This window comes from Glaciibacter sp. 2TAF33, from assembly GCF_052114945.1.
In the GTDB taxonomy this organism is placed as follows: Bacteria; Actinomycetota; Actinomycetes; order Actinomycetales; family Microbacteriaceae; genus Cryobacterium.
Genome location: NZ_JBFRFS010000021.1, coordinates 18784 through 40153, shown reverse-complemented (window position 1 = coordinate 40153; position 21370 = coordinate 18784). Strand labels below are relative to the sequence as shown.

Here is a 21370-nt window from a genome sequence, read left to right as displayed (position 1 = left end):
TGGGCGGCATCCAAAATCAACGGAGAGAGTGGGCGATCGGCTGTGTCAAGCCAGTTGACCGGTAGCGGGCACGACGAAACAACGTCGGGTGAATTCGGGGCGAATGAGTGGCTCGTCGACGAGATGTACGAGAGGTACCTCGAAGACAAGCACTCGGTGGACCAGTCCTGGTGGCCGGTGCTTGAGAGCTACCACCAGACCGCCACGGGGGTGACGAGCGAGCCAGGCACAGCGAATGCCACGGCGCCCGCCGCTCCACCGGCACACGCTGCGCCGGCACACGCTGCACCGGCACCGGTTTCCGGGCCTGCGTCCGCTGCACCGGCACCGAGCCCGGCCGAGCCGGCCCCGATGACCACTCCGATCGCGACCATCGGCGCGCAGCCGACGGCCCGCACCACCTCGGTCGCGCCGAAGCCGTCGCCGGTTCCCGCCGACGCCCCGATCACCAGCCCGCAGCAGGTCGTCACCGAGGGCGCCGCCCCCGTCGTGCAGGACGTCGTCACCCCGCTTCGCGGCATGTCGAAGTCCCTGGCCGCCAATATGGCGGTCAGCCTCACCGTGCCGACCGCCACATCCGTTCGCACCATCCCGGCGAAGCTGCTGATCGACAACCGCATCGTGATCAACAACCACATGAAGCGGGCCCGTGGCGGCAAGGTGTCGTTCACCCACCTCATCGGCTGGGCGCTGATCCGGGCGCTCAAGATGTTCCCGAGCCAGAACGTCTACTACGACGAGGTCGACGGCAAGCCGTCGGTCATCGCCCCCGCCCATGTCGGCCTCGGCATCGCCATCGACATCCCCAAGCCCGACGGCAGCCGCGCGCTCCTGGTCCCCGCGATCAAGCGCGCCGACACCATGACGTTCGGCGAATACCTGGCGGCATACGAGGACGTCGTCGCCCGTGCCCGGAAGAACAAGCTCACCGCCGACGACTTCTCCGGCGCGACAGTCTCGCTCACCAACCCCGGCGGCATCGGCACCGTGCACTCCGTCCCCCGGCTGATGAAGGGCCAGGGCTGCATCATCGGCGCGGGCGCGCTCGACTACCCGGCCGAGTTCATGGGTGCCAGCCTCAAGACGCTCACCAGCCTCGCGATCTCCAAGACCATCACCCTCACCAGCACCTACGACCACCGGGTGATCCAGGGCGCGGGTTCCGGCGAGTTCCTCAAGCTCGTGCACGAGATGCTGATCGGCGGGCACCACTTCTACGAAGACATCTTCGCCGCGCTGCGCATCCCGTACGACCCGATCCACTGGGCGCCCGACATCAGCGTCGACCTGGCCAGCGCCATCGACAAGACCGCCCGGGTGCAGGAACTGATCAATTCGTTCCGGGTTCGCGGCCACCTGATGGCTGACATCGACCCGCTCGAGTACATGCAGCGCTCGCACCCCGACCTGGAGATCTCCACCCACGGGCTGACCTTCTGGGACCTCGACCGCGAATTCGTCACCGGCGGGTTCGGCGACAAGCGCCTGATGCTGCTGCGCGACATCCTGGGCGTGCTGCGCGACAGCTACTGCCGGACGACCGGCGTCGAGTACATGCACATCCAGGACCCGGCGCAGCGCAAGTGGTTCCAGGACAAGATGGAGAAGGCCTACGTCAAGCCGACCCACGATGAGCAGATGCGCATCCTGGCCAAGCTCAACGAAGCCGAGGCGTTCGAGACCTTCCTGCAGACCAAGTACGTCGGCCAGAAGCGCTTCAGCCTGGAGGGCGGCGAGTCCGCCATCGCCCTGCTCGACTCCATCCTGCAGGGCGCTGCAGAGCACAAGCTCGACGAGGTCGTCATCGGAATGGCGCACCGCGGCCGGCTGAACGTGCTGACCAACATCGCCGGCAAGACCTACGGGCAGATCTTCCGCGAGTTCGAGGGGACGCAGGACCCGCGCACCGTGCAGGGCTCCGGCGACGTGAAGTACCACCTGGGCACGGAAGGCACCTTCCGGGGTGCCGGTGGTGAGGAGATCCCGGTCTCCATCGCGGCCAACCCGTCCCACCTCGAGGCGGCGGACGGCGTGGTCGAGGGCATCGTGCGCGCCAAACAGGACCGCAAGCCCATCGGCACCTTCTCCAGCCTGCCGATCCTCATCCACGGTGACGCGGCGATGGCCGGCCAGGGCATCGTGCTTGAAACCATGCAGATGTCGCAACTGCGCGGATACCGCGTCGGCGGCACCATCCACATCGTCATCAACAACCAGGTCGGCTTCACCACCCCTCCCGGCGAGGGACGCACCTCGGTGTACTCCACCGACGTCGCCAAGACGATCCAGGCGCCGATCTTCCACGTCAACGGGGACGACCCCGAGGCCGTGGTGCGCGTCGCCGAACTCGCGTTCGCGTACCGCCAGGAGTTCAAGAAGGACGTCGTCATCGACCTCGTCTGCTACCGCCGACGCGGCCACAACGAGGGCGACGACCCCTCGATGACACAGCCGCTGATGTACAACCTGATCGAAGCCAAGCGGAGCGTGCGGAAGCTGTACACCGAGGCCCTGGTCGGTCGCGGTGACATCACCGAGGAAGAGTACGAGGCCGCGCACCGCGACTTCCAGGACCGCCTCGAACGCGCGTTCATGGAGACCCACGCCGCGCAGACCGGTTCGATGCCGGCCATCACCCCCACCACCGGCGGCGAAGCCGGCGCCGTCGGAACCTCGGCCACGACGTCAGCGGAAGGGGAACCCGACACGACCGGCGTCTCCGACGGGGTGATCCAGCTGATCGGTGACGCCTTCAACAACAAACCGGCCGGTTTCACCGTGCACAACAAGCTGCAGCAGCTGTTGCAGAAGCGCCTGGAGATGAGCCGGAACGGCAACATCGACTGGAGCTTCGGTGAGCTGCTCGCCCTTGGTTCGTTGCTGCTCGAGGGCACGCCGGTGCGGTTTGCCGGTCAGGATGCCCGCCGCGGCACCTTCGTGCAACGCCACGCCGTGCTGCACGACCGGATCAACGGCCAGGAGTGGCTGCCGCTGGCCAATTTGAGCGACAACCAGGCCCGGTTCTGGATCTACGATTCGCTGCTCAGCGAGTACGCGGCCATGGGCTTCGAGTACGGCTACTCGGTGGAACGCGCGGACGCGCTGGTGCTGTGGGAGGCGCAGTTCGGCGACTTCGCCAACGGCGCCCAGACCGTGATCGACGAGTTCGTGTCGAGTGCCGAGCAGAAGTGGGGCCAGCGGTCATCCGTCGTCCTGCTGCTGCCGCACGGCTACGAGGGCCAGGGTCCCGACCACTCGTCGGCGCGCATCGAGCGTTTCCTGCAGCTGTGCGCGGAGAACAACATGACCGTGGCGCGGCCGTCGACCCCGGCGTCGTACTTTCACCTGCTCCGCCGCCAGGCGTACATGCGTCCGCGGCGCCCGTTGATCGTCTTCACCCCCAAGGCCATGCTGCGCCTGCGCGGTGCGACCAGCGAGGTCGCTGATTTCACCAGCGGCAAGTTCGAGCCGGTGATCGACGACGCCCGCATCCAGGACAAGGGCGCGGTCAAGCGCGTGCTGTTCATGGCGGGCAAGCTCTACTACGACCTGCTCAACGAACTGGACAAGAACCCCAACCCTGAGATCGCGCTGGTGCGGATGGAGCAGTTCTACCCACTGCCCGGCGTTGAGCTCAAGGCGATCGCCGACCAGTACCCGGACGCCGAACTGGCGTGGGTGCAGGACGAACCGGAGAACCAGGGTGCCTGGCCGTTCTTCTACCTGGAGACCAACAAGCTCGGCCCGCGTGCCGTGCGCCTGTTCTCCCGGCCGCCGTCGGCCTCCCCCGCCGCCGGGTCCGCGAAGCGGCACGCCGTGGAGCAGGCGGAACTCCTGCGGAACGCGCTGACGCTCCCCTAGCGCCCCGCCCCGCCCCACCCTGTCACGCGAACCTGCACTTGTCAGGGTTATAGCGCCCTTATAACCCCAACAAGTGCAGGTTCGCGTGGCGGGCGAGCCGTAATGTGGTGGCGTGGACTACGCGCTGCTCGTCTTGTTCGGCCTCTTCACGATCGTCGCGGTCGCGACAATCGCGCCACGGCTCGGCGTCGCCACACCCCTGGTGCTCGTGGTCGTGGGGATCGCGGTCAGCTTCCTGCCGGGGATCCCCCTGGTCGACTTCCCGCCCGAACTGATCCTCGCCCTCGTCCTCCCGCCGATCCTCTATTCGGCGGCCGTCAACGTTCCCCTTGTTGACTTCCGGCGCAACCTCAAGGCCATCACCGGTCTCTCGGTGCTGCTGGTCCTCGTCAGCGCCCTCGGCAGCGGGTTCGTGCTGTACTGGCTGCTCCCCGACCTCAGCCTGGCATCCGCTGTCGCCCTCGGTGCTGTCGTCAGCCCACCGGATGCCGTCGCCGCGACATCGATCGGCAAGCGGCTCGGACTCCCCCCACGCCTGGTCACGATGCTCGAGGGCGAGGGGCTGGTCAACGACGCATCTGCGCTGGTGCTGCTCCGGTCGGCACTCCTTGCGATGGCCGGCGCCGTCTCGCTGTGGCAGATCGCCGGCGACTTCCTGTTCGCCGTCGCGGCGGCGATCGTCGTGGGCCTGGTCGTGGGATCCGTCTCGGTGTGGGTGCGCTCCAAGCTCGGCAACCCGGTGCTGAACACCACCATCTCGTTCGCGGTTCCGTTCATCGCCTACCTGCCAGCCCAGGAGATCCACGCCTCCGGTGTCCTCGCGGTGGTGGTCGCCGGCCTGGTCACCGGGCACCGCAGCGCTCAACGGTTCAGCGCCCAGGACCGGATCAGCGAACGGCTGAACTGGCGCACGGTGCAGTTCGTGCTGGAGAACGGCGTGTTCCTGCTGATCGGACTCGAGCTGAGGGGCCTCCTCGAACAAGTGCGCGACGACCACCTCGGCATCATGACCGCGATCGGCCTCGGGCTGCTGGTCACGGTCGTCCTGGTCGTGATCCGCATCGTGTTCGTGGTTCCGCTGATCGGCATCCTCCGCCGGGACCAGCGGCGGGCGGCCCGGCGGGTCAAGAGCATCGACTCCGCCCTCGAACACCTGGAACGGGCCACGGATTCCACCGGCCCCGCCCCGGCGGACCGCCCCAAACTGCGCCGCTTCCTCACCCGCAGACGAGCGGATGTCGATTTCCTCACCTCGGAGGGACTGGGCTGGCGCGGCGGGGCGGTCCTCGCCTGGTCCGGGATGCGCGGCGTGGTGACCCTCGCGGCCGCACAATCGCTGCCGAGGGACATCCCCTACCGCCCCCAGCTGATCCTGATCGCCTTCACCGTCGCGGTCGTCACCCTGCTCGCGCAGGGCGGCACGCTTCCGCTGCTGATCCGGCGGCTCGGGATCGTCGGGACGGATGCCGCCGCCGATCGCACCGAGCTGGCCTCCCTCGTCGACGAGGTGAGCAGGGTGGGCCTGGCCACACTCGACAGCCCCGACCTGGCGCAGGACGACGGTGCGGCATTCGATGCGGAGGTGATCGACCGGGTCCGCGCCGACAGCCGGACCATCAGTGAGTCGATGGCCGAGCGCGCGCAGGCCGGTCCGGCCTCGGCAGCGGATGCCGACACCGACGACCGCGAGGGAGCATCCGCTTCCCCCGGTGCCGGACCGCACGAACAGCACCGCGCGCTCCGGCTCCGGGTGCTCCAGGCTGAGCGGGCGGCGCTGCTGGATGCCCGCTCAGCGGGCTCCTACAGCTCCCGGGTGCTGGAGCGGGCGCAGCACCTGCTCGACCTCGAGGAGTCACGCCTCGCCGAGCTCGGCGACCAACTCCCGCAGATCACCCCCGGAGGGGTCACCACACCCGCCTACGCGGCATCCGCCCCGTTGCGCGAAGCCGTCGCCGCGCGGCCCAGTTTGCTCGGCCACCAGATTTTCGGACCGATGTCGTGCGCGAGCGCGGGCACCAGCAGCGACCGCACCAGGAAGGTGTCGAGCAGCACCCCGAAGGCCACGATGAACGCGATCTGGGCGAGGAACAGGATCGGGAGCACCCCGAGGGCGGCGAACGTCGCCGCGAGCACCACCCCGGCGGAGGTGATCACCCCGCCGGTGGCAACAAGGCCGCGGAGGATGCCTTCCCGGGTGCCGTGCAGGATCGACTCCTCCCGCACCCGGGTCATCAGGAAGATGTTGTAGTCGATCCCGAGCGCCACCAGGAACACGAAGCCGAACATCGGCACCGACGGGTCGGCTCCCGGGAACCCGAACACGCCGTTGAACATCCAGGCCGAGACGCCGAGCGCCGCGCCGAACGAGAGCACGACCGTCGCGACCAGCAGCACCGGCGCCACGATCGAACGCAGCAGCAACATCAGGATCAGCAGGATCACACCCAGGATGATCGGGATGATCAGGTTGCGGTCGTGCACGGCGGTGTCGTTGGTATCGATGGCGATCGCGGTGGTTCCGCCCACCAGCACCCCCTCGAGGCCGCTGTCGGCGGCGACGTCAGAGCGGATGCCGCGCACCACGCTCTCTGCCTCTGTCGAGTCGCCGGCGTAGTCCAGTGTCGCCTGCAGCATCACCGCCCCGTCGACCACGGTCGGCTCGGCGACCGGCGTGCCGGGCGGCCCTACCGGCTGCAGGCCGTCTCCGGTGACGGGAACGCTGCCGCTGGGCGAGTCCGTCGCCAGGACAGCCACCGAGTCGACACCGTCGGTGCCGAGCAACAGGTCGGCGACGTCCCGCAGGCTGCTCTCCGGCGCGACGACGACCGCCGGCGTTCCGGAGCCGCCGGGGAAGTGTTCGCCGAGCACGGCCTGGCCGTCCCTGGCCTGCGACTCGCCGAGCACGAAGTCGCTCTGAGGCACGCCGTCGGCCTTGAACTGGAAGACCCCGATGCACGCCAGCGCAAGCAGCAGTGTCGACGCGATCCACACCACGCGGGCCCGCCGACTGATCAGCCTGGCCAGCTTCGGCCACACGCCGCGGGCGACTTCGCCGCGGGCGGTGACATGGGCATGCTCTGAGCCGAACTTCGGCCGGATCGGCCAGAACGCGACGCGGCCCGCCCAGAGCAGCAGCGCCGGCAGCAGGGTGAGGGCGGCGATGATCGCGAACGCGATCCCGATTGCGGCGACCGGTCCGAGCGACTTGTTCGAGTTGAGGTCGCTGAAGAGCAGGCAGAGGAGCCCCACGATCACGGTGCCGCCGGAGGCGACGACCGGTTCGAACGAACCGCGCAGCGCCACCCACGTCGCGTCCCACTTCCGCTCGTAGTCCCGCAACGCCTCGCGGTACCGGGAGACGTACAGCAGCGAATAGTCCGTCGCCGCCCCGATCACCAGGATGAACAGGATGCCCTGGGTTTGCCCGGTGAGGACCAGCAGGTCGGCCCTGGCCAGAGACACCACCACCAGCACCGCGGCGCAGAGCGCGGAGAGGCTGGTGCCGAGCACGATCAGCGGCAGCAAAGGCGAGCGGTAGACGATGACCAGGATGATGAGCACGGCGCCGAGGGCCGTCAGCAGCAGGATGCCGTCGATCCCCGCGAACGCGGCGGTGAGGTCGGCGATCAGTCCGGCGGGCCCGGTGACATAGGCGCTCACCCCGGCGATCTCAGTGCTGCTGAGATAGTCCCGCACCTGCTTCACCGTCTCGGCGGGCTTCTGCGCGTTGTCCATCGGGATGAAGACCTCCGCGGCCCGACCGTCGCCGGAGACGATGGCCGGTGACACCGAGTCAGGCAGGACGCCGTCCAGCGCCGCGATCGCGGTGACCTGGTCGTCGATCGCAGCCTTGTCGGCATCCGTCAACTCGCCGTTGTCGCGCTGGTAGACCAGGACCGCCGGCAGGGAATCGCTGCCCCGGAAGCCGGACTGGAGCGCCTGCACCCGAGTCGCCTCGGCGCTGGCCGGGAGTTGCTGGGCGGCGTCGTTCGTGGACACCGCACTGATCTGGCCGAAGGATGCGCCGCCGGCGCCGAACAGGGCGAACCAGACGAGGATCAGGACGGCGGGAAGGAGTATGCGGAGCCAGGCGGGCGCGCCGGAACGGGACTGGGCCCGGGAAGGTTTCATCACACTATCGAGGCTAAGGCGAACCTCGTCGAAGCGCGTCGAACGAAAGTTTGATTCCTTGCCCGTGGATTTCTCCGGACGTAGGCTGACCTCGACCACCGAACTCCGGAGCTGCCATGTCTGTTCGTGACGCGTCCATCCTGGGCGAACCGTGCTGGGTCGACCTGATGTCGCCTGACCCCGCGGCAGCGCGGGACTTCTACACCCGGCTGTTCGGCTGGACCACGACGGAGGCCGGTGAGGAATACGGGAAGTACATCACCTTCCGCGACAACGACGACGCGGTCGCCGGCCTCGCGGGTCCGATGCCGGGCGCGGAGTCGCCCAACGCGTGGATGACCTATTTGTCGGTCGCCGACGCTGATGCGGCAACGGATGCCGCCATGGCCGCCGGCGCCCGGGTGCTGGCCGAGCCGATGACCGTGGGCGACCAGGGGCGGATGTCGATCATCGCCGATCCGTCCGGCGCGGTGGTCGGGTTGTGGCAGTCCGCCGCGCACACCGGGTTCCGCCGGTTCGGGGAGGTCGGCACGCCAGTTTGGCACGAACTCAACACCCGCGACTGGGACGCCGCGACCGGCTTCTACCAGGAGGTGTTCGGCTGGCGACTGCAACCGCTGGGCGACTCCGATGAATTCCGGTACAGCACGTTCGGGCACCAGGATGTGATGCCGGGCGGCGTCTACGACGCCGACGACTGGCTTCCAGCGGGGGCGCCATCGCACTGGCAGGTGTACTTCGGCGTGCCGGATGCGGCAGCGGCCTCGGCGCGGGTGGCTGAACTGGGCGGGACGGTCGTGCGGGAAGCCTGGACCAGCGACTACGGCACGTTCGCCCAGGTGACGGACCCCACCGGGGCGATGTTCCTGCTCAGTTCGGTCGCCTGAGCCAGTTCGGCCACCTGGCCCCGGGCCGTCCGGGTGCTGGCGCGGGCCATCCGGGTACTGGCGCCTACCGTGCGGCCTGGAGGCCCCGCAGCTTCAGCATCACGAGCTCGCGCAGGTGTTCCGGCGCGCTCTCCTTGCAGGCACGCTGCATCACCTCGGTGAGTGTGCGGCCCACCTCGACCTCGCTGCGGCAGTCCGCGCAGGTCTCCAGGTGCTCCTGGACTTCTGCGACGTCGGACGCGCAGAGTTCGTTGTGCAGGAATTCCTCGAGTTCGGCCTTGGCCTTCTCGCACCCACAGTCCGTCATTTCTTCGTGCTCCCTGGCCTCTTCTGGCTTGCCGGCTGGCTGATGCTGAGCCCGCGCTCTTCTGCATAGCCGGCCAGCATCTCGCGAAGGAGTCGCCTGCCACGGTGCAGTCGGCTCATCACGGTGCCAATCGGTGTTTTCATGATGTCGGCGATCTCCTGGTAGGAGAACCCCTCAACGTCGGCGAAGTAGACGGCCAGCCGGAAGTCCTCCGGGATCGCCTGCAACGCGTCCTTGACGGCGCTGTCGGGCAGGTGGTCGATGGCCTCAGCCTCGGCCGACCTGCTCGCCATCGCGGTGGTTGACTCAGCGCCGCCGAGTTGCCAGTCCTCGAGTTCGTCGATGGTGCCCTGGTACGGCTCGCGCTGCTTCTTGCGGTACGTGTTGATGAACGTGTTGGTGAGGATCCGGTAGAGCCACGCCTTCAGGTTCGTGCCCTGCTGGAACTGGGCGAAGGCGGCGAACGCCTTCACGAACGTCTCCTGGACGAGGTCCTGTGCGTCGGACGGGTTACGGGTCATCCGCATCGCCGCCGCGTACAACTGGTCGATGAACGGCAGGGCCTGCTCCTCGAACAGGTCCCGCACGTCTGGGGCGTCGGGCGTGCTCGGCGCTGCTGGCGTATCTGGCGTTGCGGAAGTCATCACCGGCAATACTAAGCCGTCAACCGGAGCCGCGCTCGGCCGCTCCAGGACCGTTGATAGCGCCAATGAACACCTCCCTCTCTCAAACTTCACCGACTATTCTGATAACCGATGCTGATCTCGAGATATTCCAAGCCGGAGTTCAACCCGTACGGCGATAACGCACCGGATGACGCCGACGCGCTCTGGGAAGCGCCGACGGCCGCCGGGCCGCTGACTGCCAGCCTGTCCCTTCCCGGGTCGAAATCGCTGACCAACCGCGAGCTCGTGCTCTCCGCACTGGCCGACTCCCCGACGCTGCTGCGCGCCCCCCTGCACTCCAGGGACAGCGACCTCATGGTGTCAGCACTCCGCCAGCTCGGCACCACCATCGACGCGGTACCCGGCTTTGGCGACTACGGCGACGACCTGCGCATCACCCCCGGGGAACTGCTGGGCTCCACCACCATCGACTGCGGCCTGGCCGGCACCGTGATGCGTTTCCTGCCCCCGGTCGCCGGGCTCGCCCTCGGCCCGACCACGTTCGACGGCGACGCCGGCGCCCGCCGCCGGCCGATGAGCACCACGATCACGTCGCTTCGCGCGCTCGGAGCCGACATCAACGACGACGGACGCGGCGCGCTCCCCTTCACCGTGCACGGCACCGGACGCCTCGCCGGCGGCGAGATCACCATCGATGCGTCCACGTCGAGCCAATTCGTGTCCGGCCTGCTGCTCTCCGCGGCGCGCTTCGAGAACGGACTGCACCTCACCCATTCCGGCGAGCGCCTGCCCAGCCTGCCTCACATCGAGATGACCATCGCCACCCTGGCCGGCCGCGGTGTGACCGTCGAAAGCCGGGAGCCGGGCGAATGGGTTGTCGCCGCCGGCCCGATCAGCGGAGCCGAGGTGGACATCGAACCCGATCTCTCCAACGCCGCACCGTTCCTGGCCGCTGCCCTCGTCGCCGGCGGCAGCGTCACCGTCACCGGCTGGCCGGCGCACACCACCCAGGTCGGGGCGAACCTCGCGGCCCTGCTGCCGCTGTTCGGAGCCGAGGTGACGGTCGACGGTGACCGGCTCACGGTCGCCGCCGGCGGCATCCGCCGTGGTTCTGCCGGCAGCAGCGGAATCACCGGAGTCACCATCGACCTGTCGACCGGCGGCGAACTGGTGCCGAACCTGGTCGCGCTGGCCGCGCTGGCGGACGGCCCCAGCACGATCACCGGGATCGGCCACATCCGCCACCACGAGACCGACCGGCTGGCTGCCCTTGCCGCCGAGATCAACGGGCTCGGCGGGCACGTCACCGAGTTGGATGACGGCCTGCAGATCGACCCGCGACCGCTGCACGGCGGGGTGTGGCGCACCTACGACGACCACCGGATGGCGACCACCGGTGCGATCATCGGTCTCGTCGTTCCCGGGGTGGAGATCGAGAACATCGGCACGACCGCCAAGACGCTCCCCCAGTTCGCTTCGCTCTGGCGCGGACTCGTCGCGGAGAGCGTGCTCTAGATGACCTGGTGGGACAGCGCCGACGACGATCCTGAACCGGAGTACGACGAGTCGAGCGTGCGCATCCGCCCCAACCGCAAGGGCAACAAGCCCCGCACCAAGACCCGGCCCGGCCACGAGAACGCGCTGACCGCGCGGGTGCTCGCCGTCGACCGCGGCCGCTACACCGTGATGCTCGACGAGAACCGGCAGGGCGAGCGCGTGCTCACCGCGGCGCGCGCGAGCGAGCTCCGCAAGCACGCGGTGGTCACCGGAGACCGGGTCGACATCGTCGGTGACACCACCGGAGCGGAGGGGAGCCTCGCCCGGATCGTGCGGATCGTGCCGCGGAAGACGCTGCTCCGCCGCAGCGCAGACGACACGGATGCGGTGGAACGGGTCATCGTCGCCAACGCCGACCAGATGCTGATTGTGGTGGCCGCCGCGAACCCGGAGCCACGCATCCGCCTGGTCGACCGTTACCTGGTCGCCGCGTACGACGCCGGCGTCTCGCCCATCCTCTGCATCACCAAGACCGACCTCGCCGACCCGTCGGAGTTCCTGCAGAATTTCGCCGGGCTCGACCTCCCGGTGTTCGCCTCGCGCGAAGACCACATGCCCCTGGCTGAGATCTCCGCGGCGCTGATCGGCCACGACACGGTTTTCGTCGGCCATTCCGGGGTGGGCAAGTCCACCCTGGTCAACGCCCTGGTCCCTGGCGCGCTGCGAGCGGTCGGCGTGGTCAACACGGTTACCGGACGCGGCAGGCACACGTCATCGTCGACGATCTCGCTCCGCCTCGAAACGGATGCCGGCCGCGGCTGGGTCATCGACACTCCCGGTGTGCGCTCATTCGGGCTCGGCCACATCAACACCGACAACATCCTCAAGGCGTTCACCGACCTCGCATCCGTCGCGGAGAACTGCCCGCGGGGCTGCACTCACCTGCCGGACTCCCCCGACTGCGCCATCATCGAGGCCGTCGAACGCGGCGACCTCGGCGAGACCGGCCCGGCCCGGCTGGACTCCCTGCAGCGGCTGCTGTCGACCTTCGCGAACGCGCCGGCCCACTGAGCCCCTGGCGGGACCCCGGACGGGCTGCCGCGGCGCCGGGCACCCGATAACGCGCGGGGCGCGCGCAATTTCGGGTGCCCGGCGCATTTTCGGGTGCCCGGGCGATTCAGGACGGGCGGGCGAACGAGTAGCGTTGAGGCATGACCGATTCCACGCGCCTTGAAGCCGGCGACCCGGCACCGTCCTTCACCCTCACCGACCAGGACGGGGCGTCCGTTTCACTGTCCGATTTCGCCGGCCAGAAGGTCGTGGTCTACTTCTACCCGGCCGCGATGACGCCCGGCTGCACCACCGAGGCGTGCGACTTCCGCGACAACCTCGCTTCGCTGGGGAGCGCCGGCTACCAGGTGCTGGGCATCTCCAAGGACGCGCCGGCCAAGCTCAAGGAGTTCCAGGAGCACGACGCGGTGAACTTCCCGTTGCTCAGCGACGAGGACCTGTCGGTGCACAACGCCTACGGCGCCTACGGTGAGAAGAACCTGTACGGCAAGCTCGTCACCGGCGTGCTGCGCTCCACCTTCGTGGTGGACGAGTCAGGGACAGTGGTGCTGCCGCTTTACAACGTGAAGGCCACCGGGCACGTCGCCAGCCTACGCAAGAAACTCGGCATCGATCTCTAACGGCTGCGCCGTTCAGCGGCTGCTCACGTAGGTCAGCGGGTCGAACCAGAAGTTCGCGACCAGTGCGACGAGGGCGGGCGCGGCCGAATACAGCGGACTCACCCGCCCGGTGCCCGGGAGCGTGATGATGCCGAGCCCGGTCAGTGATGCGGCCACTGCCCGGGCCTCCGTCGGCGTCCAGCCGGGATCCCGGGCCGCGGTGACCATGAGCGTGGGCGCCAGCACCGCGGCCAGGGTGTCGGTCAGGTCCGGGCGTTCCAGCGCAGCGCAGCGGATGGCGTTGCGCATCCCCGAGCGCGGTGCCCGACGGAAGGCGTGCGCGACCGCTTCGACGGCGTCGGGCTCGGCGCCCGGCCCGAGCAGGGACTCGGCGAGCGCCTTGATGATCGGCCGCACCGGGCCGGCGAGCCGGTACACCGGAAGCAGCAGCTCGAGCTGGCGCCGTTCGTCGGGTGTGAGCGGATGCACCGGGGTGCCGACGGTGACGAGGGTGCGGCAGCGGTCCGCCTGCGACGCGGCGAAGGCGATGCCCACGTGGCCGCCCCAGGCGTTGCCGACCCAGTCGACCGGTTCCCGCACCCCGAGTCGGTCGAGCACGTCACCGGCCGCACCGACGCAGTCGTCCAAAGTGAACGGCTCCACCCAACATTCGCTGTCACCGTGGCTCGGCCCATCGACGATGAGCAGCCGCCGGTGACCGGCCAGGCCCGTGACAACCCGGCTCCAGGTCGTGGAGTCCACGAACAGGCTGTGCCACAGCACCGCCGGGGGCCCGGCGCCCATCTCCCGCACCCGCAGCATCCCCAGCCGGGTCTCGATCGACCGGCCGCTGTCGAGGCCGCCGCCGCTGAAGCCGCCGCTCAGCGAACCGTAGAGTCCATCGTCGTGCATGGATCCTCCCGCCCGTCCGTCCCGCCGCCCGCCCGACCACCTCGAACTATCCTCGCCGGGGCATCCGTCGTCAAGCGGAGCGCGGAGTCAGGGGCGGCTGTCCCGCTCAACGCCGGTGGCGGCCATCACGCTCGGCACGAACATCAACCCGATCACGACGACCGAAGGGACGATGATGGCCAGGCCGAGGCCCGGGTTGGCGTCCACACCCTGGAACAAGCCGATCCCGACTGCGATCTGCAGCAACTGCCAGGTGACCGCGGCCGCGCGGACCCAGGACCGGTGCCGCAGCACGTTCAGTGCGATCGCGCTCACCCAGACGGCAGCGATGAGCGCGATAACGAGCAGGGCGATGGCGCTCGTGAAGGAGGTGGGGGTCGCCGTCAGGAGCTCGACGACCTGCCACACGACGACACCCCACAGGGTGATCGCCTCCAGTGCCAACAGCACGGCCGCCACCAGCAACGCCAGGGGTCGACGCCGCGCCGGTACGGCCGGTGCGGCGTCCGGACTCTGATCTGACCATTCACTCACAGGGGAATCCCATACAAAGCTATTGATTTGACCCCCCTATTATGCGACGATATTTGAGGCCCGGTTGACGCTCACAGTGACGTGACCAGATCTCCTCTGTAGATCTTCCTTTTTTCCTGCGACCTGGCCGTCCTCGCATTTAGGCCCTCGGCCATGCACCCCCGCAATAAAGGAGCACACCCCTATGGATTGGCGCGATAAAGCGGCATGCCTCACAGCTGACCCGGAGCTTTTCTTTCCCGTCGGCAACACTGGACCCGCCGTGGACCAGATCGAGAAGGCAAAGTCCGTGTGCGCCCGATGCAATGTGACCGAGGTGTGCCTGCAGTACGCACTCGAGACCGGCCAGGACTCCGGCGTCTGGGGCGGACTGAGCGAAGACGAACGCCGCGCCCTCAAGCGCCGCGCCGCTCGCGCCCGCCGCGCCTCCTAACAGCCAGCCCACCGCCGAGCCCGACGCCGGCGCACGACGCCCATCCGGCCGCGTCAGTCCGTGAAACGGATGCCGTCAGGCGCGCGCCATCCGTTGCATCCGTTCGTCGCGGATGCAACGGATGTCGCGGGCTAGTTTTCCTGCATGAACCGCAGCGGGATCTCGATCGTCACTTCGGTGCCGCTGCCCATCATCGTGTGCCAGTCGATGGTCCCGCTCAATTCTCCCTGGATCAGGGTGCGAACGATCTGGGTGCCGAGGCCAGACCCGACTTTCCCCTCGGGGAGCCCCGACCCGTTGTCGCGCACCTTCACGGTGAGGGTGTCGTCGTCGCGTGCGGCCTCGATCACCACCTCGCCCTCCCGCCCGGCGAGCCCATGCTCGACCGCGTTGGTGACCAGTTCGGTCAGCGCGAGCGCGAGCGGGGTGGCGTAGGCGCTCGGCAGCCGGCCGAAATTGCCGGAGAGCTTCGGGTGCGCCGTCGTGTTGTGAGCGGATGCGACCTCGGCCACCAGGAGCAGCACCCGGTCGAAGACGGCGTCGAAATCGACGATTTGGCTGAGCCCCTCTGAGAGGGTGTCGTGCACGACCGCGATGGCGCCCACCCGGCGCATGGCCTGGGTCAGCGCCTCCCGCGCGGTGTCGGAGTGGGTGCGCCTGGCCTGGATGCGCAGCAGCGACGCCACAGTCTGCAGGTTGTTCTTCACCCGGTGGTGGATCTCCCGGATGGTGGCGTCCTTGGTGATCAGTTCGCGCTCCTGGTGGCGGAGTTCGGTGACATCGCGGGACAGCACGATCGCGCCGATCCGTGCCCCCCGGTTGCGGATCGGGATCGCCCGCAGCGACACTGTCACCCCTCGCGCCTCGATGTCGGTGCGCCACGGCGCACGCCCGGTGACCACGAGCGGCAGTGACTCATCGACGACGGCGTGGCCGCTGAGCAGCCTCGTGGTCACCTCGGCCAGGGACTCCCCCTCGAGTTCGTCGACGAAGCCCATCCGGTTGAACGCGGAGAGGGCGTTCGGGCTGGCAAAGGTGGTGGTTCCGTCCACATCGAGCCGGATCAGCCCGTCGGACGCGCGTGGCGCGCCGCGACGCGGTCCGGCCGGGGCGCCGAGGTCAGGGAAGTCCCCGGAGGCGATCATCTCGAACAGGTCGTTGGCGCAGTCGTTGAAGGTGAGTTCCTGGCGCCCGGGGGTGCGGGCCTCGCTGAGGTTGGTGTGCCGTGTGAGCACCGCCACCGGGGCATCCGTTATCTCGGAGCCGGTCAGGCTGAGCCGGCGCATGACCGGGATGGCCCGCACCCGGGTGGGCGTCTCCTCGTACCAGTCCGGTGCGGTGGTGTCGACGATCTGCGCGGTCTCGAACGCCTCGGTGACCTGTTTCCGCCACTCCGCCTTGATCTCCTGGCCCACGAAGTCGCGGTAGAACAGGGTCGCCGAGCTCGACGGCCTGGCGTGGGCGACGGCCACGAAATTGCCGGACTCGGTCGGAACCCAGAGCACGATGTCGGCGAAGGAGAGGTCCGCCAACAGCTGCGCGTCGGCGACCAGCATGTGCAGCCAGTCGACGTCTTCGGCGCTGCGGCCCTGGGCGAGAACGAGATCACTGAGCGTAGACACGATGAACAGCCTAGATCAGCATTCCCCCGCGGATGTCGTGGCCCCCGTTCCGGGGACCATCGTCCCCGAAATGGGGAGGTTCGCAGGGCGGCGCAGCGCTGCCGATACGCCATGCTGTGCAGATGGACGAGACTCTGAAAAAGTCGCCCGATCGAACGTTGTGGACCATCATCGGGGTGATCATCGCCCTGGTTGTCGTCGCGCTGGTGGTGGTGTTCACCCGAGGAGCGCCCCGCCAGCTGGACCCATCGAGCCCGGCCGGGGTCGTCCAGCGGTATTCGGAGGCAGTCATTGCCGGCGACGAGTCGGCCGCCGGGCGGTACCTCACCGCCGAGGTGGTGGCGCGCTGCACCGGCGGGGAGAGCCATGTGACCGACGACATCAGGGTCGTCCTGGTCTCCACCACAGAGCGGGACGACTCAGCCGACGTGACCGTGTCGATCGTGACGTCCTACCCGGGCGGGCCGTTCGACAGGGCCGAATCCGAATCCGACGGTGTGTTCGACCTGGTCAGGGTTGCCGGGCAGTGGCGCATCGACACCACACCCTGGCCGCTCACGGTGTGCCCGCCGAACAAGGGAACCGAATGATCTCCGCCGCGCTCATCGCCGTCGTCGTCGGCGGCGTCGTGGTGGGAGGCATTGTGGTGGGAGGCATTGTGGCCACGATCATCGGGGTGCGCAGGGGGTCGCTCGTGAAGACCGGCCGGCGGGAGAACGTGGCGCAGCCGATCGTGCGGCGCCTGATCGTCTACGTCCTCCTCTTCGCGCTCGTGACGATCGCCGCCATCGGCCTGGCCGGGCTGCTCGGCCGGGTCTTCGATGCCGGCGACCAACTGGTCGCCGCAGACACCGCTGGCGTTGCCAGGTCCCTGACGTTCACGCTGATCGGCGGGCCACTCGCCGCGCTCCTCTGGTGGGTGGTCTGGCGCCGGGCGGGGGAACCCGCCGAACGAACGTCGGTGGGCTGGAGCCTGTACCTGGCGGCGATGACCACCGTGTCGCTGATCACGTTCGTGAGTGCGCTCCTGGTCACGGTGACGTCCCTGATCGGCGAGGACTGGGAGCAGCATTCCCTGGCCAACGCCCTGGTCTGGGCCGGCGTGTGGCTGTGGCACCGCTGGATGCTCACACACCCGGGCACGAGCCCCGGACTGCTGCTGACCGCCCCCAACATGGCGGGGTCGGTGTTCGGGCTCGTGATCGGGGTCGGCGGCCTGGTCACCGCCCTGGGCACCCTGCTCGACCGTGCGACCGAGAGCGCGATCGACACAGCTATCGGCGGTTTCGCTGAGGCGGCGTCGGTCGGCTACCCGTGGTGGCGTCCCGTGCTGCAGGCTGCGGCCTGGGCAATAGCGGGGGCGCTCGTCTGGTGGTGGCACTGGTTCCGGAACGGCGCCCGGCTGCTTCGAGGCGGCCTGGCCGACGTGACGCTCGTCCTCTTCGGCATCCTCGGGGCAGGGATCCTCACCCTCGGCGGAGCCGGTACGGCGTTGTTCGCGCTGCTCAGGCTGGCCTTCGACCGCACCGACCCGCCCGGCCGGCTGCTCGACCCGCTGGGGGCGGCTATCGCCTCGGCGATGCTCGGAGCGCTGGTGTGGGTCTACCACCGGGGAATCGCCCGACAACGGCCCGCCGCCGCCGCGGCGCGGCTGGTCACCTCCGGGATCGCCCTGGTCGCGACGGCATCCGGAACCGGCGTGATCATCAACTCCCTGCTCGCCACGGCCACACCGTCGCTCGCCGGATCCGAACCGCGAACGCTGCTCCTCGCCGGCATCAGCGCTCTCCTGGTCGGCGGTCCGGTGTGGTGGCTGGTGTGGAAGCCGACCGCGCCGGCGACCGTCGCAGAGGTGGCGTCGAGCGACCGCCGGGTCTACCTGATCGCCGTCTTCGGCCTGAGCGCGGTCGTCGCGCTGGTTGCGTTGCTCGTGGTCGGGTCCCGGGTCTTCGAGTTCCTGCTCGACCCGGCCGTGGCCGGCTCCCTCGTCGAACGGGTGCGGGCTCCGCTCGGACTGCTCATCGCCACCGGCCTGGCCTTCGCCTATCACTTCAGCGTCTGGCGGGGCGACCGGGCCGCGATCGCGCAGTCCAGTGCCGAGCGCCCGCACACGATCGGACACGTCATCTTGGTGACCGACGCCGACCCCGGGCCCCTGTCTCGCGCCATCACAGACCTCACCGGCGCGAGTGTAACGGCCTGGCTGCGCGCAGATACGGGGCTCCCCGCCGCGCCGAGCGCGGCCCACGCCGGACCGGACGACGACCGCGTTGCCGGGGCCCTCGCCGGGGTCAGCGGCACTCGGGTTCTCGTCATCACTGGACCCGCCGATCGCATCGACGTGATCCCGCTCCGGGATTGACGATCGGTGTGGCTCGCCCCGCTCGTGGCGGCCGGGAGCGTGGCGGCCGGGAGTTTGGCGGCCGGCGGTTTGGCGCGCGCTGCCGTCAGCTCGTCGCCGCCGCACGCCGCCGCCAGGATACCGTCCGGCGGTGGCCGGTGACCGGGGCCGTCTCGGCCAGCAACTCCGACTGCACGAATCGACGGATGCTCGCCCGTGCCGGTGACTTCGGCGCCGCATCGCGGAGTGTGCGTCCGGTGAGCACCGCGGCATCCGTTGCCTGTTGGTCGTTCGGGACCAGGACCGCTCCGTCGATGTTGCCGAACCGCCGGAGCGTCGACACCACCTGGCCGTTCGGGTCGAGGCCGACGGCGCTGGCGCGCACGCGGTTCATCACCACGCTCACCCGCTCGGTGGTGAGCACGTCGGCCAGTTCCACCCAGGCGCGCAGGAACCGCGCCATCCCCACCGGGTCGGCGAGGCCGCAGGCGACCACGTGGTCGGCTTCCCGGAGCGCACTGACGGTGGCGGCGTTCCGCCGGGGCGCGAACAGGTCGCTGGAGATCTCCTCGTCGCTTTCCAGGCTGAACCCGGTGTCGAGCACCACATAATCGGCCCAGAGCCGAAGTGCCTGGATGGTCTTGGTGACACGCTCGCTGGAGAGTTCCGGCCAGCGAGACGGCCGGCCCAACCCGGTCAGCACCCAGAACGCACCCTGCGGCGAGTTGTAGCGCTGGGCGATCCGTTCGAACTCGGACTGCCGGAGACTGTCAGACCCGGCCAGCCGACAGGCGGCGGCGAAGCCCGGGGCCTCGTCAAGCATGCCGAGGCTCGGCGCTACCGAGCCGCTGTAGGTGTCGACGTCGGCGAGCACGACGGTGTGCCCGGCCGCGGCGATCTCCGCGGCGATGTTGATGGCGAGGGTGGTGCGCCCCGGTGCCCCGGCCGGGCCCCACACCCCGATCACGGACCCGCGCCTCAGGGCCCCGGTGGCGCGGGACTGGTCGCCTACCCGCAGCGGCACCGCGATCCCGCCGACCAGCATCGCCTCGATGTCCGGCCAGCGGGCATCGGCACCGATCACCTCGTAGAGGCCCAGGGAGGCGGCGTACCGGCGGTCGAGGTCCGTCGCCGCGAGCGCGATCACCCGCACGCCTTTCGCGTCGCATCCGTTGATCAGTTCGGCGGTGAGCGTCAACCGGGCGGCGCCCACGAGCGCCACGGTGTCTGTGGGCCCTCGCGCGCCTGCCGCGTCGAGGCTGCCGAGCAGGTCGGCGGCTGTGGCAGCCCGCGCCACCACCGTGTGCCCGTGCTCGACCAGGTCGCCGAGCAGGCGGTCTTCGGTGTGGCGGTCGAGGGCCAGGGCGAGCGCGACCACGTCAGTTCCCGAGGGGCGCGTTGACCGGGACCAGGGCGATCGCATCCTGGTTGGCGATGGCCTCGAGGACCGTGGCGACCTTCGCCTTCGGCACCAGGATCTCCACCGACTGGCCGGTGCCATCGGCGATCAGACCGGTCGATTCGATCACCCGCACCACGGATGCCGACCCGACGATCACCGCCGGCGGCCCGAATTGCCCCTGGCCGGTCTCCCGCGCACCCCAGACGTCGACCACCGAGCCAGGGCCGAGGGAACCGGCCAGCTTGCTCTTCACCGCAACGACCACACTGGTGACGGATGCACCGGCCTGGGTCCCGACTGCGGAGACGGGTACCAGCTCGCCGGCGGCCACCGCGCGGGTGACGACGAGGCCGTCGGACGGCATCCGCTGCGGGGTGACATAGAGGCGGCCGGCTGAGTCCAGGCGCACCCGTGTCATGGTGAGGTCTGCGGCTACGACGCGGTCGCCGATGGACAGGGCGTCGCGGGCGGCGTAGACCGCAACCGAGCGATCCGCGCTCGCCACGATGGCCCACACGCCGACGACGGAGGCCACGACCAGCACCAGCCCGATCGCGAACCGCGGATCGAACCAGAACCCGCGGCGGGTGCGAGTTCCCGGCCTGTCCGTCACGTGGTTTGTCACGCGTCGCCGCTCCCCTCTGACCTGCTCCCACTCACCTGCCGGTCCGTGCCTCCCATCGTCGCCGGTTCGGCGATCCCGCGTGCAAGTTATCCACAGGGCGGCCCGCGCCTGGCCGCGACAGCGGATAATCGACTCATGAACGATTCGGTGCCCTCCGACGCAGTCGGTCGTTTCCTCACACTCGCCGACACCGCCGAGATCCTCAACATCACGGTCACCGAAGCCCTGGACCTGGTCCGCAGCCATGAGCTGCCGGCGATCCGCATCGGCAGCGGCAAGGTCTGGCGGGTCGAACGGACCGTGCTCGAGTCCTACATCGAGGCCAAGTACGAAGAGGCCAGGCGGATGTCATTGTGGCAGCAGTCAGATTTCGCCAACATCCCGGAGTTATCCGGCGGCACGATCATCCGGCCGAACAGGGAGCGGCGCTGAGCCAGCCGTTTCCCAGCCGGCGCCGAGCGGGATTCCAGTCGGCACCGGCGTCGTCGCGCCCGGCATCCGCCTCGCTCGCGTGAGGGGGCG

The 21370-nt window shown here is 69.2% G+C and carries 17 protein-coding genes and 1 pseudogene; 10 read left to right on the top strand and 8 right to left on the bottom strand.

The genetic code is table 11. The annotated features are described in order from the left end of the window. Positions 1-42 precede the first annotated feature (42 nt). A complete protein-coding gene (locus tag AB4Y94_RS17280) occupies positions 43-3861 on the top strand; it encodes a multifunctional oxoglutarate decarboxylase/oxoglutarate dehydrogenase thiamine pyrophosphate-binding subunit/dihydrolipoyllysine-residue succinyltransferase subunit (RefSeq protein ID WP_441729255.1) in 3819 nt (1272 codons plus the stop codon). Positions 3862-3973: 112 nt separating this feature from the next. After that, positions 3974-5722: pseudogene (locus AB4Y94_RS17275) on the top strand (cation:proton antiporter); the annotation flags it as partial. A gap of 56 nt (positions 5723-5778) precedes the next feature. On the opposite strand, the gene AB4Y94_RS17270 reads toward AB4Y94_RS17275, so the two are convergent. Then, the gene (locus tag AB4Y94_RS17270) at positions 5779-7992 is read right to left on the bottom strand and encodes an MMPL family transporter (protein WP_441729297.1); all 2214 of its coding nucleotides are present in this window, start codon (positions 7990-7992) and stop codon (positions 5779-5781) included. A 116-nt stretch (positions 7993-8108) separates the two neighbouring features. On the opposite strand from AB4Y94_RS17270, the gene AB4Y94_RS17265 reads away from it, so the two are divergent. Continuing rightward, the gene (locus AB4Y94_RS17265; RefSeq protein WP_441729254.1) at positions 8109-8879 is read left to right on the top strand and encodes a VOC family protein; all 771 of its coding nucleotides are present in this window, start codon (positions 8109-8111) and stop codon (positions 8877-8879) included. A 64-nt stretch (positions 8880-8943) separates the two neighbouring features. On the opposite strand, the gene AB4Y94_RS17260 is transcribed toward AB4Y94_RS17265, so the two are convergent. Both AB4Y94_RS17260 and AB4Y94_RS17255 read right to left on the bottom strand, forming a co-directional pair. Then, positions 8944-9186, bottom strand: coding sequence for an anti-sigma factor family protein (locus AB4Y94_RS17260; protein ID WP_441729253.1), 243 nt, complete (start codon positions 9184-9186; stop codon positions 8944-8946). Beyond that, on the bottom strand, positions 9183-9830 hold the full coding sequence (locus AB4Y94_RS17255) for a sigma-70 family RNA polymerase sigma factor (RefSeq protein ID WP_441729252.1): 648 nt from the start codon (positions 9828-9830) through the stop codon (positions 9183-9185). The genes AB4Y94_RS17260 and AB4Y94_RS17255 overlap by 4 nt, the downstream gene beginning before the upstream one ends. 111 nt (positions 9831-9941) lie before the next feature. On the opposite strand from AB4Y94_RS17255, the gene aroA reads away from it, so the two are divergent. From aroA to bcp, 3 genes are all read left to right on the top strand, one after another. Continuing rightward, a complete protein-coding gene (gene aroA / locus AB4Y94_RS17250) occupies positions 9942-11327 on the top strand; it encodes a 3-phosphoshikimate 1-carboxyvinyltransferase (protein WP_441729251.1) in 1386 nt (461 codons plus the stop codon). Then, on the top strand, positions 11328-12380 hold the full coding sequence (rsgA, locus tag AB4Y94_RS17245) for a ribosome small subunit-dependent GTPase A (protein ID WP_441729250.1): 1053 nt from the start codon (positions 11328-11330) through the stop codon (positions 12378-12380). 140 nt (positions 12381-12520) lie between these two features. Next, on the top strand, positions 12521-13000 hold the full coding sequence (gene bcp / locus AB4Y94_RS17240; RefSeq protein WP_441729249.1) for a thioredoxin-dependent thiol peroxidase: 480 nt from the start codon (positions 12521-12523) through the stop codon (positions 12998-13000). 12 nt (positions 13001-13012) lie between these two features. Here the strand turns inward: bcp and AB4Y94_RS17235 are convergent, their stop codons facing one another. Together AB4Y94_RS17235 and AB4Y94_RS17230 are read right to left on the bottom strand one after the other, a co-directional pair. After that, on the bottom strand, positions 13013-13891 hold the full coding sequence (locus AB4Y94_RS17235; RefSeq protein ID WP_441729248.1) for an alpha/beta fold hydrolase: 879 nt from the start codon (positions 13889-13891) through the stop codon (positions 13013-13015). A gap of 87 nt (positions 13892-13978) precedes the next feature. After that, positions 13979-14425, bottom strand: coding sequence for a hypothetical protein (locus tag AB4Y94_RS17230; RefSeq protein ID WP_441729247.1), 447 nt, complete (start codon positions 14423-14425; stop codon positions 13979-13981). A gap of 184 nt (positions 14426-14609) precedes the next feature. Here AB4Y94_RS17230 and AB4Y94_RS17225 point away from each other — a divergent pair, with 184 nt between their 5' ends. After that, positions 14610-14858: a WhiB family transcriptional regulator gene (locus AB4Y94_RS17225; protein ID WP_035837005.1), complete on the top strand. Its 249-nt coding sequence runs from the start codon at positions 14610-14612 to the stop codon at positions 14856-14858. Between the two features lie 131 nt (positions 14859-14989). On the opposite strand, the gene AB4Y94_RS17220 is transcribed toward AB4Y94_RS17225, so the two are convergent. Next, positions 14990-16480, bottom strand: coding sequence for a sensor histidine kinase (locus AB4Y94_RS17220; RefSeq protein ID WP_441729246.1), 1491 nt, complete (start codon positions 16478-16480; stop codon positions 14990-14992). A gap of 122 nt (positions 16481-16602) precedes the next feature. Between AB4Y94_RS17220 and AB4Y94_RS17215 the strand changes: the two genes are divergently transcribed. Together AB4Y94_RS17215 and AB4Y94_RS17210 are read left to right on the top strand one after the other, a co-directional pair. Continuing rightward, positions 16603-17070 carry a hypothetical protein gene (locus AB4Y94_RS17215; RefSeq protein ID WP_441729245.1) on the top strand — a complete coding sequence of 156 codons (468 nt, stop codon included), beginning with the start codon at positions 16603-16605 and terminating at the stop codon, positions 17068-17070. Then, positions 17067-18842, top strand: coding sequence for a DUF5671 domain-containing protein (locus AB4Y94_RS17210; RefSeq protein WP_441729244.1), 1776 nt, complete (start codon positions 17067-17069; stop codon positions 18840-18842). Before AB4Y94_RS17215 ends, AB4Y94_RS17210 begins: the two co-directional genes overlap by 4 nt. Positions 18843-18927: 85 nt before the next feature. On the opposite strand, the gene AB4Y94_RS17205 is transcribed toward AB4Y94_RS17210, so the two are convergent. Continuing rightward, complete coding sequence (locus tag AB4Y94_RS17205) at positions 18928-20199, bottom strand: AAA family ATPase (RefSeq protein ID WP_441729243.1); 1272 nt, start codon at positions 20197-20199, stop codon at positions 18928-18930. 1 nt (position 20200) lies between these two features. Continuing rightward, positions 20201-20848 (bottom strand): hypothetical protein, encoded by a 648-nt coding sequence (locus AB4Y94_RS17200; RefSeq protein WP_441729242.1) that lies wholly within the window; start codon positions 20846-20848, stop codon positions 20201-20203. A 135-nt stretch (positions 20849-20983) separates the two neighbouring features. Between AB4Y94_RS17200 and AB4Y94_RS17195 the strand changes: the two genes are divergently transcribed. Next, positions 20984-21280: a helix-turn-helix domain-containing protein gene (locus AB4Y94_RS17195; protein WP_441729241.1), complete on the top strand. Its 297-nt coding sequence runs from the start codon at positions 20984-20986 to the stop codon at positions 21278-21280. Positions 21281-21370: the final 90 nt, after the last annotated feature.